The organism is Stenotrophomonas sp. GL_111 (genome assembly GCF_057835245.1).
This window is the reverse complement of the sequence record NZ_CM174421.1, coordinates 3,949,054-3,963,701: the sequence shown is the minus strand read 5'-3', so window position 1 is coordinate 3,963,701 and position 14,648 is coordinate 3,949,054. Positions and strand designations below refer to the sequence as shown.

Genomic DNA, 14,648 nt, shown 5'->3' with positions numbered 1-14,648 from the left:
TCAGGTGGTGATGCCGTATTCCTTGAGCTTCTTGCGCAGCGTGGCGCGGTGGATGCCCAGCATTGCCGCGGCACGGCTCTGGTTGCCTTCGCAGTGGTTGAGCACCTCCACGAACAACGGGATCTCCATTTCACGCAGGACGATTTCGTAGACATCGTCGGCGTCGCATCCATCCAGGTCCCGCAGGTAGCGCCTGACCGATTGGGCCACGTGTTCGCGCAGCGGTGGCTTGGGCGCGCCACGACTGGTGTCAGGACGAGAAAGGACAGCGTTCAAGGAGATTCCCGGTGCGATGCCGGGGCGGACTTCAGCCCCTGGCGGAAAAATGTTGAGGGCCAGTCTAGCGCGTGCGTGCCCGGCCCGCCACGCTCGGTGGCGGGAAAGACGGTTACAGGAATTCGAAGGTGAATGCGACAGTGGCGGCGGCAGGCTCACGGACGCGGAACGCGATCTGTGCGCTTTGACCCGGTTCCAGTACGGATTGCGCGGTAGTCGCGGCGTCCAGGTAGTCGCGGGGCGCGAACACGCTGCTGCCGATCACGCGGCCATCGGCGTCGGACAAGGACAGCCGCAGCGATGGCCAGCCTTGCGCCCAGCGCGCATCGTTGCGGAAGCTGGCCTGCACCTGCAGCGCGCCGGGCTGGCCCGGCACGGGACGCACATCGCGGCTGATCATGCTGATGGCTGCTGGCTCCTGCCAGGCCGGCAGCGTGCAGCGCAGGACGCTGCACAGGCCGGCGATCCAGGGGCGGCTGCCGGCATCGGCGGCCAGCCGCGCGCGGTCGGCCACGGCGATCTGCAACAGCAGCACCACCACCAGCCCACTCACCAGGCCCCATTGCCAACGCGGCGTGCGCAGGCGCGCGCCGGGCAGGCGCAGGAAGCTGGGCGCCGCGCTCACGGTGGGTGAATCGAATGCCGCACTGGCTGCGGCATCGACGGCATCGTTTTCCGATACCTGCGCCACGCTGGGCTCGGTATCGGTATCGGTATCGGTATCGGTATCGGTATCGTGCAGCTCGGACCCTGCCAGCGGCTCAGTGATCGCGGGCGCTGCAGGACGTTCGGCAACCACCGGATCCGGCACGGGCACGGTGTGCACTTCCGGCGCCGGTGTGGCGTCCGGCGCAGGGCGTGGCGCGTCCTCGCTGGACGCGCGCAGGAACGTGGCCAGCGGACGGCGTGGTGGCGTGGGCTCGGTCATCAAGGCAGGGCCGGGCGGAGGTCGCCCTATTCAAGCACGGCGGATGCCGGTGATGCGCATCCAGTCGCCGTCCTGGGCCACCTCCAGCGTATCGAACCAGGCGGCATAGCGTTCCACCAGTTCGCCTTCCTGCCCGTGCAGGATGCCCGACAGCGCGATGCGGCCGCCTGCAGCCACGCGCGCGGCCAGCACGTCGGCCAGCGCGTCCAGGGCCGAGGCCAGGATGTTGGCGACGACCACCGGGTAGGTGGCCTGCGGTTCGTCGGCGGGCAGATACACCTGGATGCGGTCCTGCAGGCCGTTGCGTTCGGCGTTGTCGCCGGTGGCGATCACGGCCTGCGGGTCGTTGTCCACGCCCACCGCGCGCTGCGCACCGAGCCTCAGCGCGGCCAGCGCGAGGATGCCCGAGCCGCAGCCGAAGTCGAGCACGGTCTGGCCATCGAGCAGGCCTTCACCGGCCAGCCCGTCCAGCCAGCGCAGGCACAGCGCGGTGGTGGGGTGGGTGCCCGAGCCGAACGCCAGGCCCGGGTCGAGCCGGACCACGGCGGCGTCGGCGGCCTGGGCCGCCTCGGGCAGTTCATGGTTCCACGGCACGATCCAGGTGCGCTCACCGAAGGCCATCGGCTGGAACTGGTCCAGCCAGGCGCGTTCCCAGTCTTCATCCTGGACCGCACGGAAGCTGGCGTTGGACCAGTCCAGGCCGGGGTCGAATGCTTCCAGCGCGGCCAGCAGGGCCAGCGCATTGGTTTCGGCGGCGAACAGGGCGGTGAGCACCAGGTCGTTCCACAGCGGGGTCTCGCCCACGCCCGGCTCCAGGATGGCGCGCTCGTTGCTGGTGTCGGCATCGGCATCGAGCAGGGTCACCGCCAGCGCGCCGACATCGTCCAGCGCGTTCTCGTAGCGGGGCTGGGTGGTTTCGGTGCAGTGAAGGGTGAGTTCCAGGAACGGCATGGCGATGGGGACCTGCGGAAAAACGTGAATGCTAGACCATTGCGGGCGGTCACTGCCGGGTCGCGGTCATGACGGTGTCTCACATGGCCGTGAGAATCGGCCGAACGGCAGGTTCAGACAGGGGCGCAGGTGCTTGCTAGACTTGGCATTCCGCTGCCCGCAAGGGCAACTTCCGGTCCCGCGCATGGCGCTCGTGCCCACCCTCAAAACCTGGCTGCTGGTTGTCCCGGCCCTGGCATTGCTTGGGGTGGTGGGCTATCGCGCGGGTGGCCGGGCGCTGCACGCCGAGTCCGCCCAGGCCGTGGCTGAAGAGGTGCCGCTGGGCAGCACGCCGGTGATGCCGGTGGAAGCCCAGCGCCTGGCCCGCCAGCTGCTGGCCCGGGAGCGCGGCAGTGCGATCGCCTCGGGGCTGCCGCTGGACATCCGGGCCGATATCGAAGGCGATACCGATCTGTTCGCGTATGCGCAGCGTCTGCAGCTGCAGGCCGCCAACGGCAACGCCGAGGCCGGCTGGATGGTCAGCCGCGTATACGACTACTGCGCCATCTATGCGATGGACCCCGGTGGCTACCAGCTGGACAACAACGTGCTGTCCGGGCTGGGCATGACCGCCTCGGCGCCGATGGTGCAGGCGCGCGAACGCGTGGCACGGCGCTGCGTGGGCTTTGTGAGCAGCGACCAGCTCGGCCGCCAGTTGATCCTCGCCCAGCGCCGCCAGGCCGCCAAGGCCGGCAACCTGGCTGCCGAGGCGTCGCTGTTCGCCGAGGGCGAGCCGCTGCAGACCACCGATGCGTATCGACGTGGCCTGGTCGAGCGGGTAATGGATTCGCGTGACCCGGAAGCCTACATGGCGCTGTCCACCGGCATGGGCGTGCGCGCCAGCGGTGACCGCGCGCTGGAGGGCATGGTGGCCGGCGACCAGTTCAGTGAACTGGCCTGGCGTCTGGCGGCCTGCGAGCTGGGCATGGCCTGCGGGCCGGACAGTGTGCTGATGAATAATTTCTGTGCGAATGCCGGGATCTGTTCGACGGATGGCGGGCAGGACTTTTCGACTTTTGTGTATGACGCTGCGGTATCGCGGCAAGGTGCGGGGAAAATGAAGACGCTGGTAGAACAACTGATCAAGCGGAGGAAGGGGCGATGAACTACCGTCGATTCCTGCATGGCGCCAAGTTCTGGTTCTGGGTGGCGCTGTTCGTGGCTTACTCCGCCGGTGCGGTGGGGCTGGTGATGATCGATACCTACGATGACCGCTATCGCAAGCTGTCCAAGGTGCAGTTGACCTCGGTGAAGACCCAGGAAGACGTGAGGCGTGCCGGGGCCAGCCAGGTGGCGGCGGTGTATCGCGCGCAGAGCGGCATGCCGTTCGCCTCGCTGCCGGCCGGCAGTACCTTCCAGGTGGTCTGGCCCGACGGTTCCACCGAGACCATGGTGATCGTCGATCCGACCTCGTCCTCGGGCGTGGCACCGGTCAAGAACTCCCAGGTCACCGCGGCCGACACCCGGCCCTGATGCCGGCCGCGGGCGCTGATCCCTCGCGCCCGCTGCGGCTGGTGGTGCTGCCGGGGCTGGATGCCACCGGCACCCAGCACTCGGACTTCGCCGCTGCGATGCGCGCCCGGGGTGGGAATGCCTCGGTGCAGGACGGCCTCCGGTAGAAACAGAAAAGGCGGGGAAATCCCCGCCTTTCTGCTGTAACGCGTGGTGCCGTCGATCAGGTCAGCGCGATCGACTTGTTCTTGCGTTCGGCCAGGCGCTTTTCCAGGTAGTGGATGTTCTGCCCACCGGCCTGGAAGCCCTTGTCACGCATGATCCGCTGCTGCAGCGCGACGTTGGTCTTGATGCCATCCACCACCATCTCGCTCAGCGCCACACGCATGCGTGCGATCGCGGTTTCGCGGTCCGGGCCATGCACGATCAGCTTGCCGATCATCGAGTCGTAGTTCGGCGGCACGCGGTAGCCACTGTAGATGTGGGTGTCCACGCGCACACCGGGGCCACCGGGCGGATGGAAGGCGGTGATCTGGCCCGGGCTCGGCACGAAGGTTTCAGCATCTTCGGCGTTGATGCGGCACTCGATCGCGTGGCCGGTCAGCACCACGTCGCTCTGCTTGATGGTCAGCTTCTGGCCTGCGGCGATGCGCAGCTGCTCGCAGACCAGGTCGATGCCGGTCACCATCTCCGTCACCGGATGCTCCACCTGCACGCGGGTGTTCATTTCGATGAAGTAGAAGTGGCCATCTTCGAACAGGAACTCGAACGTCCCCGCGCCGCGGTAGCCGATGCGGATGCAGGCTTCCACGCACACCTTGCCGATCTGCTCGCGCATCTCTTCGGTGATGCCCGGGGCCGGTGCTTCTTCCACCACCTTCTGGTGGCGGCGCTGCATCGAGCAGTCGCGTTCGCCCAGGTGGATGGCATTGCCCTGGCCGTCGGCGAGCACCTGGATTTCCACGTGGCGCGGATTCTCCAGGAACTTCTCCATGTACACCTGGTCGTTGCTGAAGGCCGCCTTGGCTTCGGACTTGGTGGTCTCGATGGCCGTCTTCAGTGCCGCCTCGGCATGCACTACGCGCATGCCGCGACCGCCACCACCACCGGATGCCTTGATGATGACCGGGTAGCCGATCTCACGGGCGATCTTGGTGTTGGCCACGATGTCATCGGTCAGCGGGCCGCCCGAGCCGGGCACGCACGGCACGCCGGCAGCCTTCATCGCGCGGATCGCTTCCACCTTGTCGCCCATCAGGCGGATGGTGTCGGCCTTGGGGCCGATGAAGATGAAGCCGGATTCTTCGACGCGTTCGGCGAAGTCGGCGTTCTCCGACAGGAAGCCGTAGCCCGGATGGATGGCCTGGGCGTCGGTGACTTCCGCCGCGGCGATCAGGGCCGGGATGTTGAGGTAGCTCTCCGAGGACGGTGCCGGACCGATGCAGACCGACTCGTCGGCCATGGCCACGTGCTTGAGGTTGCGGTCGACCGTGGAATGCACGGCGACCGTGCGGATGCCCAGGGTGTGGCACGCGCGCAGGATGCGCAGTGCGATCTCCCCTCGGTTGGCAATAACGACTTTGTCGAGCATGGACGGATCCTTAGCCGATCACGAACAGCGGCTGGTCGAATTCGACCGGCTGGCCGTTTTCGCCCAGTACGGCGACGATGGTGCCGGAGACATCGGCTTCGATCGGGTTGAACATCTTCATCGCTTCGATGATCGCCAGCGTTTCGCCGGCCTTGACCTGCTGGCCCACCGACACGAAGGCCGGCTTGTCCGGCGAGGCCGACGCGTAGAAGGTGCCGACCATCGGTGCGCGCAGCACGTGGCCGTCGGGCAGGGCATTGCCCGGCTTGGCGGTGCCGCCGGTGGAGGCTTCGGTCGGCGACTGCATCGGCATCGCCGGGGCAGCGGCCTGGACCGGTGCCGGGGCCATCATCATCTGCGGCGCGGCCTGCATCATGCCGTAGCCCGAAACCGGGGCGCGCGACAGACGCACGGACTCTTCGCCTTCCTTGATTTCGATTTCGGCGAGGTTCGACTCTTCCAGCAGGTCGATCAGCTTCTTGATTTTGCGGAGATCCATAGGGGCCTCTTTAGCTCGTGGTGTCAGTGTGGTGGGAAGCGCGTTGCGCTCGGGTCAAAGCAATTCGTAGAAGTCGCGCAGCTGCCGTGTACGGTCGCGCGCCAGCGTGGTGAGGCAGTGCATCTGCGCGCCATTGCGCGAGGTGCCATCGGCGTTGAAGGCATACACGGCGTCGCAGTCGTGGTCGCGCATCTGGATCCAGGCGCGCTGGGCCTGCACCAGCTGCTTTTCGGCATCGGTGCAATGGGTGCACGCGCCCTCGGCGGCCTGGGTACGCAGTTCGGCACGCACCTGCGCGTACACGGTGTTGAGTTCGGTGTCGGCTTCGGCGGCCACGTCGGAGGCGCACAGGTCGCTCTCCATCGTGCCCGACGGGTGCTGGCAGTCGATGCCTTCGGCGCTGCGGTCAGCCGCCATGGCAGCGCCACACAGGCAGCCCCACAGCACGACGCTGGCCAGGACGCGCGGCAGGGTCATCACGCGGGGAGGGCCGCCAACCGGGTCAGGGCCGCATCCATCGCATAGCGGTAGCTGTCCGCGCCGAAACCGCAGATCACGCCCACGGCCTTGTCGCTGAAATAGCTGTGCTGACGGAACGGCTCGCGCGTATGCGGGTTGGACAGGTGGATCTCGATGAACGGCACGTCCACCGCGGCCAGCGCATCGCGCAGGGCCACCGAAGTGTGGGTGAACGCCGCCGGGTTGATCAGGATGAAGGCGGTGCCGTCCTCGCGCGCGGCCTGGACCCGGTCCACCAGCACGTGCTCGGCGTTGGACTGCAGGTGGTCCAGCGCGTGGCCTGCAGCCTGTGCCTGGGCCAGCAGGGCCAGGTCGATCTGCGCCAGCGTGGTGCGCCCATACACGCCCGGCTCGCGGGTGCCGAGCAGGTTGAGGTTGGGGCCATGCAGGACCAGCAGTTTCGCCATGGGTGCCGAACGACAGGAAAGGGCGGCAGTCTGGCGGAACCGGGTGATCGTGTCCAGTTCGGCGAAGTTAGGTGTGTTTAAAGCGAGCGTTTGAATTTTGGGTGGATCGCTTGCGCTGGTGCGGGGCGGGCGCGTGAAACGGGTCCGTGTGCGGCTCAGCATAGGTGGTGGCCGGCTGCTTCGGGGCGCTGGATTGGCGGATGTAGTTTTGCGTGGTTGGAGAAGAACCGAAGGCTGCGGAAAAGCGGCGAGCGTCTGCTCTACACTGGCCCGCAGTTCGTTCACGTGCCTTTCCTGGCCCACTGTCCAGAAGGCGTTGAACGGATTCCAAGCAGCGGGGGGAGCTGCGACCGCGATTCAACTCGCGGTGTTTCGGGAATATCCGTAAAGCCGATTCATCCAGGGGGATAAGCAATATGCGTCTGAAGTCGATTGGAGCGGCACTGTCGCTCGCATGCCTGTGCGCCGCTTCCGCTTACGCGGAGACCGTTGTACCTCTCACCTTTGCCGAGCGCCTGGCGCAGGCAGGGTCGGTGCTGACCGTCCGGCCGGATGGCTTCTCCGGTCCCGGCGCCGCCATCCTGTCGGACGCGGTGGACGCCAGCCGCTACGTCCTCATCGGCGAGAGCCATTTCTCGCGCGAGATCCCCGCCTTCACCACGAACGTCTGTCGGTTGATGGCGCCCGGTGGCCTGACCGCCATGGTCGTCGAGACCGGGCCGGAGGCTGCTGGCGCAGTCAACGCACGGATGAGAGCGCCGGACCGGGAACAGCAGATTACCGACTTCCTGACCGCCTATCCCGACGCCATGGCGTTCCTCAACAGCCGCGCCGAAGGCCAGACGGTGGCCGATTGCGCCGCTGTCGCCGGGCCGGACTTCACGTTGTGGGGGCTGGATCAGGAGTTCCTGGGGGCAAGCGGCTATCTGTTCGACCAGATGCTGGCGTCCGGCCCCGGGCCGCTCGCCCGTGCCCAGATCGAGGCCTTGGCCAAACAGGAGCGGACGGCGGTGCAGGCCGCGCTCGCTTCGGGTTCACCCATGGACTTTTTCCTGTTGAAGGCCACCGATGCAGCGCTGGATCCGGCGGGGAAAGCCATCGACCAGGACGGCGGCGAGCGGGCAAAGGCGCTGTTCGCCGCCTTGCGCGAAACACGCGCGATCTATCAGGCCTCGCAGTCTGGTCGTGGCGATGCGAACGGGCGCAGGGCGCGGCTGATGAAACGGACGCTCGCGGCCCATTTCGCGGAGGTGCCGCAGGCGCGCGTGCTGATGAAGTTCGGCGCCTTTCATCTCTACAAGGGCTACAACCCACTCGGCCAGCGCGACGTGGGCAACTTCGTCGCTGAACTTGCCGACGGGCAGGGCGTGCATTCCCTGAACCTGATCGTTGTCGGCGCGAGAGGCACGGGCGCCGGATACAACGGGGTCGGTCGCCCGATGAAGGTGTACGCCTTCGATGCGACCACGGGCGAGGACAGCGACTGGCGCAAGGATGTGATGTTGGCCCGCCCCTCGGGCACCGCACCGGGCGACTGGATTCTGGTGGATCTGCGCCGTTTGCGCAGCAAGGATATGGAAGCCATGACGCCTGAATGGCGCGAGCTCATCCGCGGCTACGACCTCGCCGTTGTGGCGCCGGAACTGTCTCCGTCCACCAAGCTGGGGGCGCCTGACGCCCCCTAGCGGGTGTCCGCTTTCAGCATGGGCGCGAACATCACATCGAGCTCGTTACCGAGCCCGCCGCTACGGGCGATCGCAGCCATGCCACCAACGCTGAAAACGCCGGCGAGGGCTGCCTGCGGTTGGGGTAGTACAAGTGATAGCCGGGGAAGGGCACGCACCATTTGTCCAGCACGGCCACCAGCCGTCCCTCGGCGATGTGGTCGGCCACCAGCGGCTCGGGCGCGTAGGTCAGCCCCAGTCCATCCAGTGCGGCGTTGATGACGTGGGTCATGCTGTTGAACACCAGTGGCCCGTCGCCGCGGACGGTAAATTCCTTGCCTTTTTCCTCGAACTCCCACGCATAGATCGCGCCGTTCGGGCGATGCCGGATGTTCACGCAGCGGTGCTGGGTGATGTCGGCGGGCGTCTTCGGTTTGGGATGCTTCTTGAAATAGCCCGGTGATCCCACCACGACCAGGCGCCAGTCCGGTCCGACCCTGACCGCGATCATGTCCTTGCTGAGCGCTTCGCCCAGCCGGATGCCGGCGTCGAAGCGTTGTTCCACCACGTTGGTGAAGCCGTAGTCCACGTACAGCTCCAGCGTGATGTCGGGATATGCGGCCAGGAAGCCGGCAAGGCGCGGGCGGATGATGGTTTCGATGGAATCATCCGTGCAGGAGATCCGCAGCGTGCCGGCCGGGCGGTCGCGCAGGTCGCCCAGCGCTTCGATGCTGGCACCGATGGCGTCAAAGTGCGGGGCGATGGAGCGCATCAGGCGCTCACCCGCTTCGGTGGGGGAAACGTTGCGCGTGGTGCGCGCCAACAGGCGGATGCCCAGCCGTTCTTCCAGCAGCCGCATCGAATGGCTCAACGCAGAGGGTGTCACCCCCAGGCGCACCGCTGCCTTGGTGAAGCTCTGCTCCTGTGCCACCACGAGGAAGGCTTGCAGGTCGTTGGTCTTCACGGCGTTCATGGGCGATACCACGCTGGGAGAGGGAGACCCCGTGCAGGCAATTGTGAGCTCAGCTCAGTAATGCATCAACCGTCAGCCGGATTATCACGGTGGCGGGCGGGACCTATGGTGCTCACCTGCATCCCCCGCCGAGGTTTTCCGCGCATGAAACCCACCACGCTGTTGCTGGCCCTGGTCGCCAGCTGCCTTGTTCCGCTCTCCGCACAGGCTGCTGACGCGCCGGTGCAAGCCCGGCCCGCCGGCGCGGACAATTTCTACAAAAGCGCCACCGTGTCGGGCGAGCGCGTGCGCTTCCGCAATCAATACCAGATGAACGTGGTGGGCACGCTGTACCGCCCGCCGGGCCTGGGGCATGGCAGCCGCGCGCCGGCGATTGTCGTTGGCCACCCGATGGGGGCAGTGAAGGAGCAGAGCGCGCAGCTGTACGCGCAGAAGCTGGCCGAGCAGGGCTTTGTCACGCTGGCCGTGGACCTTTCCTTCTGGGGTGAAAGCGCGGGCGCGCCGCGTCACCTGGTCGCGCCTGAAATCTATTCGGACGACATCAGTGCGGCCGTGGACTACCTGAGTGCACAGCCCTTCGTGAATGCCGGGCAGATTGGCGGCCTGGGCATCTGCGGCAGTGGCAGCTTTGTCATCAGTGCGGCCAAGATCGATCCGCGCATCCGGGCCATCGCCACGGTCAGCATGTATGACATGGGGGCGGTGGTGCGGCAGGGGCTCAACAACGCGCAGTCGCTGGACCAGCGCAACGCGCTGATCGCGGCAGCCACCAGCCAGCGTTTCGCCGAGTTCAATGGTGCCGCTCCCACCTACGTGCCTGGCACCGTGAACCGGCTGCAAGCCGATACGCCAGCCGTGCAGCGTGAGTTCTTCGACTTCTACCGCACGGCGCGCGGCGCCTACACGCCAGAAGGCGAGAAGGCCGAACTGACGACACAGCCGCTTTTCAGCAGCCTGGTGAAGTTCATCAACTTCTACCCGTTCAACGATATCGACACCATCTCCCCCCGGCCGATGCTGTTCATCACCGGAGACCAGGCGCATTCGCGCGAGTTCAGTGAGGATGCCTACCGCAAGGCCGGCCAGCCGAAGGCGTTGTACTGGGTGAAAGGCGCTGGCCACGTGGATCTGTACGACCGTACCGACCTGATTCCCTTTGCCGAATTGACGCGGTTCTTCCAGCAGGGCCTGGCCAGGCAATGAACCCTTCCGACACCGTTGAAGGCCAGGCCAACTGGAGCGGCGTGCTTGCGATGACGCTATGCGTCTTTGCGTTGATCGCGTCGGAGTTCATGCCGGTCAGCCTGCTTACGCCGATGGCCGCGGAGCTGCAGGTTAGCGAAGGCCTGGCCGGGTATGGCATCGCCATATCGGGCGCGTTCGCGGTGCTGACGAGCCTGTCGATCTCGCGATGGGCGGCCGGCATCAACCGCAAAACGCTGCTGCTGGCGCTGACGGCCTTGATGGCCGTGTCCGGCGTGCTGGTGGCCGTGGCGCCGAGCTACCCCGTCTACATGGCGGGCCGTGCGTTGATCGGCGTGGTGATCGGTGGCTTCTGGTCGATGTCGGCCGCCACCGCCATGCGTCTGGTGCCTGCAGCGCAGGTGCCAAAGGCAATGGCGATCTTCAATGGCGGCAACGCACTTGCCACGGTGATCGCCGCCCCGCTCGGCAGCTACCTTGGCGGCGTGATCGGCTGGCGTGGGGCGTTCATGTGCCTGCTGCCGGTGGCCGCCGTTGCATTCGTATGGCAATGGATAAGCCTGCCGGTCATGGCGGTGGAGCGCGCACGAAGGGGCGATGGCATCGCGGCACTGCTCACGCGGCGCGCCGTGGTGCTGGGCATGGCCGCGTGCGGTGCATTCTTCATGGGGCAGTTTGCCTTGTTCACCTACGTGCGGCCTTTCCTGGAACGGATCACCGGCGCGGGTGCCACGGCCGTACCTCTGGTGCTGCTCGCAATTGGCGTGAGCGGTTTCATCGGCACGGTGGCCATCGGGGCGGCGCTCAAACGCGGCTTGTACCGCACCCTGGTGGGGATTCCAGCAGTGATGGCGGTCATCGCCGTGGTGCTGGTGCCGTTGGGCCCGCAGCTCTGGCCGACGGCCGCGCTGCTGTCCGTGTGGGGCCTGCTCGCCACTGCCGCGCCGGTGGGGTGGTGGAGCTGGCTGGCGCGGACCTTCACCGACAACGCCGAAGCGGGCGGCGGGCTGATGGTCGCGGTGGTGCAGTGTTCGATCGCCTTGGGTTCCACCTTGGGCGGCCTGCTGTTCGACAGCTTCGGCTTCGCCAGTACGTTTCTCGCCAGTGCCGGCCTGTTGCTGTTGGGGGCGTTGCTCGCCTACCTGACGGCGGCGGAACGCGCGCCCGTCGTGGGTGCGACGGCCTGATGAAAATTCGCCTCAGACGTTGCTCGCCACCCTGGAAGACAGCATCACGCATGCGGCTTCATCGCGAAGTTGCCGCGGCGATTCTCTGTCTCCAGCGCATCATCCATCCCTCAGGAGGACCATGAACATGTTGAGTCGATCCGTGGCATTTGGCATTGCTGCCTGCCTGTCCGCAGCGGATGCTTCTGGTAGCGCACCGGAAGCGGGAGCTGCCCGATCCGGGCAGCAGATCATCCGCGCCGGCGATGTTCCCGCGATGCGCGGGCCGGACGAGTACTTCACCGGCCGCGTACGCATCGACCCGGTCTGGTCCGCCGATCCGGGTATCAACGCCTCTGGCGGGCTGGTTACCTTTGAGCCCGGCGCACGTTCGGCGTGGCATACCCATCCGGCCGGCCAACGGCTGCTGGTAACGGCCGGCGTTGGGCTTGTGCAGGAATGGGGAAAGCCGATCCAGATCGTGCGGCCGGGCGATGTGGTGATGTGTCCGCCCGGCGTGAAGCACTGGCATGGTGCCGCCCATGACGTCGCCATGACGCACCTTGCCGTGACCGGAACCCGGGACGGCGAGAACGTGAACTGGATGGAGAAGGTGACCGATGCGCAGTACAACGGGCAATGATCGACATTGGCGGTGCAGCCGCCTTACCTGGCGGTTCGGCATGGTGCTGCTTGCCAGCCTGCTGGGCCAGATAGTGTACGCACACGAGGGAAACACCATGAACATCGAATCCAATCAGGCGAAGGCCTCCGCCTTGAATGCCAACCAGCAGGCCATCATTCCGATCAGCGCATGGGCGGCAGCGGGCAACATCGACCGCTTGAAGCCCGCGTTGGACGACGCCCTGGACGCAGGTATGACCGTGGCCGAGGCGCGTGAGATTCTGCTGCAGGTTTACGCCTACGCGGGATTTCCGCGAAGTCTCAATGCGTTGGGCGCGTTGATGAGCGTTGTGGATGCGCGCAGGCAGCGCGGTATCCAGGATGATGCCGGGCGCGAGCCTGCAAAGCCTGTTCCCAAAGGGGAGGCGCTATTGGCGGCGGGTACGGCCAACCAGACCCGGCTGGCGGGCGCGCCCGTCTCAGGCCCGCTGTTCGACTTCGCGCCGCAGGCCAACGAATACCTGCGCACCCATTTGTTTGGCGATATTTTCGAGCGTGACAACCTGGATTGGCAAAGCCGCGAACTGGCTACTGTGAGCATGCTGGCAGCGATGACGGGGGTGGAATCCCAGCTGCAGTCGCATATCGGCATCAGCATGAACATCGGATTGGATGCCGATGAACTAGGCGCCGTTGCTGATGTTCTCGAAGCGCGCGTTGGCGCGGACGCCGCAGAACGGGTGCGTGCTGCGCTTGGGCGTCAGAGGGATTCCTCGCGCGCCAAGTAATGTGCTTGCGGACGCTCTCCGCAGAATCAACACATATCGGAGTAGGAAATGACCAAAGCCATTCTTGGCGTTCTCATCGGCCTGTCGGTGCTGTCGTTCGGTGCACATGCGGCATCCGTACAGATGACCAGGCTTTCAAAGATCACGGTTGATCCCGAACATCTGGCCGCGTATCGGGACGCTTTGGCTGAAGAGGTTCGTACCTCCATGCAGGTTGAGCCGGGGGTCCTGTCGTTGTACGCGGTCTTTGAGAAGGAGAACCCCACGCGGCTGACCATTCTTGAGATCTACCAAAGCCGTGAGGCCTACGAGCAGCACGTCAGGAGCCCACACTTCCTCAAGTACAAAAGCGAAACGCTGCACATGGTCAAGTCGCTTGAACTGGTTGACGTCGATCCGCTCTTGCCGGAGCTGAAGATCAAGTAGGGGTCATCGGCTATCCGCTTGTATGATTGCTGCCATATGAATACGGCCAGGGATCCTCTGCTTATGCGAATCGAAGAACGCATCGTCATCGCAGTCCCGCCCACGGTCATCGACCAGATCTGGAGCGAGGTTGACCGATGGCATCTTTGGGACCCGGACACCAAGGCAGCCCAACTCAATGGGCCGTTCGCCGTTGGAACCAAGGGGCGGATAGTCCCCCAAAAGGGAATGGGCGTTGCGATGGTTGTGACAGAGCGCTCAGTGGGTCGGTCATTCACGGTAGAGGGCCATATTCCTCTGTTCCGCATGCACTTCGAGCACACGGTATCCGCCGTAAGTGGCGGCGCCGAAGTGGTTCACCGCGTGTGGTTCACGGGTGGCCTTGCCTTTCTGTTCGGCCCAGGGGTTGCCAGGCAGGTTCGGGAGGGGCTTCCTCGAACCCTGCGTTCGCTGAAAGCCTATGCCGAGGAACGCGCCGGGGCCTTCCCCCTCGATACCAGCCTGCAGGGTTAAAACGCAGCGGGCCGATTCAGTGTGGGACCCGGCCTGGCAGGTGGATGGAATCGCTGCGTCAATCCTGCAACGCGCTGATCAGAAACGAGCGGAAATCGGAATCTTCAGGCGCGGAAACAACGTCGACCGCCATGCCCATCTTGGGCAGGTTTCGGCTCCAGAAGGCGTACGCGCCGTGGTCATTGCGAAAGGTGGCCAACAGCCATTGACCGCTGCCCGGGGTGACCAGGGTCGAGACAACCGCGCGGGCAATGCCCTTGCCGCGATGCCGGGGCAGCACGAACAGGTCCGCCAACTCGGGGATGCGGCGGCCCTGGAAGTCGATGTCGTCCCTCAGTACGAATCCACACAGCTCGCCGTTCAGCCAGAGCAGCTGGGCCCAGCCCGGTTGCTCCTGGAGTGTGGCCTCGACATCCGCGCGGGCGCAGTCGAACAGGCCGTCCGCCAGAATCGCTTCGCCACTCCACGCGGAGGCCTCGAAGTAGTACAGCTGCATCAGCCGGAACAACACGTCTGTGTCCACCGCCTTGGCGCTGACCAGGCTCAATCCTTCCATGATCCAACTCCGGGTGTGCGCTGGGCTTCAGCCCTGCGCATGGTAGGCGACACGCGTGATGTTGCACAGGATC

The 14,648-nt window shown here is 65.7% G+C and carries 18 protein-coding genes and 1 pseudogene; 10 read left to right on the top strand and 9 right to left on the bottom strand.

The features are described from left to right. The 3 genes from fis to prmA form a co-directional block, all read right to left on the bottom strand. A complete protein-coding gene (gene fis / locus AC3IPM_RS17600; protein ID WP_489301537.1) occupies positions 1-276 on the bottom strand; it encodes a DNA-binding transcriptional regulator Fis in 276 nt (91 codons plus the stop codon). Between the two features lie 112 nt (positions 277-388). Further along, entirely contained in the window at positions 389-1,204 is an 816-nt protein-coding gene (locus tag AC3IPM_RS17595) for a DUF3426 domain-containing protein (RefSeq protein WP_489301536.1), read from the bottom strand. A gap of 30 nt (positions 1,205-1,234) precedes the next feature. After that, a complete protein-coding gene (gene prmA, locus AC3IPM_RS17590; protein ID WP_489301535.1) occupies positions 1,235-2,155 on the bottom strand; it encodes a 50S ribosomal protein L11 methyltransferase in 921 nt (306 codons plus the stop codon). A 184-nt stretch (positions 2,156-2,339) separates the two neighbouring features. Here prmA and AC3IPM_RS17585 point away from each other — a divergent pair, with 184 nt between their 5' ends. Together AC3IPM_RS17585 and AC3IPM_RS17580 are read left to right on the top strand one after the other, a co-directional pair. After that, positions 2,340-3,299 carry a hypothetical protein gene (locus AC3IPM_RS17585; protein WP_489301534.1) on the top strand — a complete coding sequence of 320 codons (960 nt, stop codon included), beginning with the start codon at positions 2,340-2,342 and terminating at the stop codon, positions 3,297-3,299. Next, the gene (locus AC3IPM_RS17580; protein ID WP_489301533.1) at positions 3,296-3,667 is read left to right on the top strand and encodes a hypothetical protein; all 372 of its coding nucleotides are present in this window, start codon (positions 3,296-3,298) and stop codon (positions 3,665-3,667) included. Before AC3IPM_RS17585 ends, AC3IPM_RS17580 begins: the two co-directional genes overlap by 4 nt. Before the next feature lie 202 nt (positions 3,668-3,869). On the opposite strand, the gene accC is transcribed toward AC3IPM_RS17580, so the two are convergent. Genes accC through aroQ form a run of 4 tightly spaced genes read right to left on the bottom strand, consistent with a single transcriptional unit; the run spans position 3,870 to position 6,662 of the window. Further along, positions 3,870-5,237: an acetyl-CoA carboxylase biotin carboxylase subunit gene (gene accC, locus AC3IPM_RS17575; RefSeq protein WP_489301532.1), complete on the bottom strand. Its 1,368-nt coding sequence runs from the start codon at positions 5,235-5,237 to the stop codon at positions 3,870-3,872. Positions 5,238-5,247: 10 nt separating this feature from the next. Beyond that, entirely contained in the window at positions 5,248-5,736 is a 489-nt protein-coding gene (gene accB, locus AC3IPM_RS17570; protein ID WP_489301531.1) for an acetyl-CoA carboxylase biotin carboxyl carrier protein, read from the bottom strand. Between the two features lie 54 nt (positions 5,737-5,790). Further along, positions 5,791-6,213 carry a lysozyme inhibitor LprI family protein gene (locus AC3IPM_RS17565; RefSeq protein WP_489301530.1) on the bottom strand — a complete coding sequence of 141 codons (423 nt, stop codon included), beginning with the start codon at positions 6,211-6,213 and terminating at the stop codon, positions 5,791-5,793. Beyond that, positions 6,213-6,662 carry a type II 3-dehydroquinate dehydratase gene (aroQ, locus tag AC3IPM_RS17560; RefSeq protein WP_489301529.1) on the bottom strand — a complete coding sequence of 150 codons (450 nt, stop codon included), beginning with the start codon at positions 6,660-6,662 and terminating at the stop codon, positions 6,213-6,215. The genes AC3IPM_RS17565 and aroQ overlap by 1 nt, the downstream gene beginning before the upstream one ends. Positions 6,663-6,848: 186 nt before the next feature. On the opposite strand from aroQ, the pseudogene AC3IPM_RS17555 reads away from it, so the two are divergent. Together AC3IPM_RS17555 and AC3IPM_RS17550 are read left to right on the top strand one after the other, a co-directional pair. Beyond that, positions 6,849-6,962: pseudogene (locus tag AC3IPM_RS17555) on the top strand (IS5/IS1182 family transposase); the annotation flags it as partial. A 116-nt stretch (positions 6,963-7,078) separates the two neighbouring features. After that, a complete protein-coding gene (locus AC3IPM_RS17550) occupies positions 7,079-8,347 on the top strand; it encodes a hypothetical protein (protein ID WP_489301528.1) in 1,269 nt (422 codons plus the stop codon). A gap of 31 nt (positions 8,348-8,378) precedes the next feature. On the opposite strand, the gene AC3IPM_RS17545 is transcribed toward AC3IPM_RS17550, so the two are convergent. Further along, positions 8,379-9,299 (bottom strand): LysR family transcriptional regulator, encoded by a 921-nt coding sequence (locus AC3IPM_RS17545; RefSeq protein ID WP_489301527.1) that lies wholly within the window; start codon positions 9,297-9,299, stop codon positions 8,379-8,381. A 144-nt stretch (positions 9,300-9,443) separates the two neighbouring features. On the opposite strand from AC3IPM_RS17545, the gene AC3IPM_RS17540 reads away from it, so the two are divergent. From AC3IPM_RS17540 to AC3IPM_RS17515, 6 genes are all read left to right on the top strand, one after another. After that, positions 9,444-10,502 carry an alpha/beta hydrolase gene (locus AC3IPM_RS17540; protein WP_489301526.1) on the top strand — a complete coding sequence of 353 codons (1,059 nt, stop codon included), beginning with the start codon at positions 9,444-9,446 and terminating at the stop codon, positions 10,500-10,502. Next, the gene (locus AC3IPM_RS17535; RefSeq protein ID WP_489301525.1) at positions 10,499-11,689 is read left to right on the top strand and encodes an MFS transporter; all 1,191 of its coding nucleotides are present in this window, start codon (positions 10,499-10,501) and stop codon (positions 11,687-11,689) included. The genes AC3IPM_RS17540 and AC3IPM_RS17535 overlap by 4 nt, the downstream gene beginning before the upstream one ends. Before the next feature lie 121 nt (positions 11,690-11,810). Beyond that, a complete protein-coding gene (locus tag AC3IPM_RS17530) occupies positions 11,811-12,311 on the top strand; it encodes a (R)-mandelonitrile lyase (RefSeq protein WP_489301524.1) in 501 nt (166 codons plus the stop codon). A gap of 40 nt (positions 12,312-12,351) precedes the next feature. Continuing rightward, complete coding sequence (locus AC3IPM_RS17525; RefSeq protein ID WP_489301523.1) at positions 12,352-13,080, top strand: carboxymuconolactone decarboxylase family protein; 729 nt, start codon at positions 12,352-12,354, stop codon at positions 13,078-13,080. A gap of 48 nt (positions 13,081-13,128) precedes the next feature. Further along, the gene (locus AC3IPM_RS17520) at positions 13,129-13,506 is read left to right on the top strand and encodes a putative quinol monooxygenase (protein WP_489301522.1); all 378 of its coding nucleotides are present in this window, start codon (positions 13,129-13,131) and stop codon (positions 13,504-13,506) included. A 63-nt stretch (positions 13,507-13,569) separates the two neighbouring features. Next, positions 13,570-14,019 carry an SRPBCC family protein gene (locus AC3IPM_RS17515; RefSeq protein WP_489301521.1) on the top strand — a complete coding sequence of 150 codons (450 nt, stop codon included), beginning with the start codon at positions 13,570-13,572 and terminating at the stop codon, positions 14,017-14,019. Between the two features lie 58 nt (positions 14,020-14,077). Here the strand turns inward: AC3IPM_RS17515 and AC3IPM_RS17510 are convergent, their stop codons facing one another. Next, on the bottom strand, positions 14,078-14,575 hold the full coding sequence (locus AC3IPM_RS17510; RefSeq protein WP_489301520.1) for a GNAT family N-acetyltransferase: 498 nt from the start codon (positions 14,573-14,575) through the stop codon (positions 14,078-14,080). Positions 14,576-14,648: the final 73 nt, after the last annotated feature.

Excerpts from the sequence above, each read along its gene's own strand:
- AC3IPM_RS17545 (WP_489301527.1), bottom strand. The coding sequence starts at position 9,299 with ATGAACGCCGTGAAGACCAACGACCTGCAAGCCTTCCTCGTGGTGGCA.
- AC3IPM_RS17510 (WP_489301520.1), bottom strand. The coding sequence starts at position 14,575 with ATGGAAGGATTGAGCCTGGTCAGCGCCAAGGCGGTGGACACAGACGTG.
- aroQ (WP_489301529.1), bottom strand. The coding sequence starts at position 6,662 with ATGGCGAAACTGCTGGTCCTGCATGGCCCCAACCTCAACCTGCTCGGC.
- AC3IPM_RS17595 (WP_489301536.1), bottom strand. The coding sequence starts at position 1,204 with ATGACCGAGCCCACGCCACCACGCCGTCCGCTGGCCACGTTCCTGCGC.
- accB (WP_489301531.1), bottom strand. The coding sequence starts at position 5,736 with ATGGATCTCCGCAAAATCAAGAAGCTGATCGACCTGCTGGAAGAGTCG.
- AC3IPM_RS17530 (WP_489301524.1), top strand. The coding sequence starts at position 11,811 with ATGAACATGTTGAGTCGATCCGTGGCATTTGGCATTGCTGCCTGCCTG.
- AC3IPM_RS17535 (WP_489301525.1), top strand. The coding sequence starts at position 10,499 with ATGAACCCTTCCGACACCGTTGAAGGCCAGGCCAACTGGAGCGGCGTG.
- accC (WP_489301532.1), bottom strand. The coding sequence starts at position 5,237 with ATGCTCGACAAAGTCGTTATTGCCAACCGAGGGGAGATCGCACTGCGC.
- AC3IPM_RS17550 (WP_489301528.1), top strand. The coding sequence starts at position 7,079 with ATGCGTCTGAAGTCGATTGGAGCGGCACTGTCGCTCGCATGCCTGTGC.
- prmA (WP_489301535.1), bottom strand. The coding sequence starts at position 2,155 with ATGCCGTTCCTGGAACTCACCCTTCACTGCACCGAAACCACCCAGCCC.
- AC3IPM_RS17525 (WP_489301523.1), top strand. The coding sequence starts at position 12,352 with ATGGTGCTGCTTGCCAGCCTGCTGGGCCAGATAGTGTACGCACACGAG.
- AC3IPM_RS17565 (WP_489301530.1), bottom strand. The coding sequence starts at position 6,213 with ATGACCCTGCCGCGCGTCCTGGCCAGCGTCGTGCTGTGGGGCTGCCTG.
- AC3IPM_RS17520 (WP_489301522.1), top strand. The coding sequence starts at position 13,129 with ATGACCAAAGCCATTCTTGGCGTTCTCATCGGCCTGTCGGTGCTGTCG.
- AC3IPM_RS17585 (WP_489301534.1), top strand. The coding sequence starts at position 2,340 with ATGGCGCTCGTGCCCACCCTCAAAACCTGGCTGCTGGTTGTCCCGGCC.
- AC3IPM_RS17540 (WP_489301526.1), top strand. The coding sequence starts at position 9,444 with ATGAAACCCACCACGCTGTTGCTGGCCCTGGTCGCCAGCTGCCTTGTT.
- AC3IPM_RS17515 (WP_489301521.1), top strand. The coding sequence starts at position 13,570 with ATGCGAATCGAAGAACGCATCGTCATCGCAGTCCCGCCCACGGTCATC.
- AC3IPM_RS17580 (WP_489301533.1), top strand. The coding sequence starts at position 3,296 with ATGAACTACCGTCGATTCCTGCATGGCGCCAAGTTCTGGTTCTGGGTG.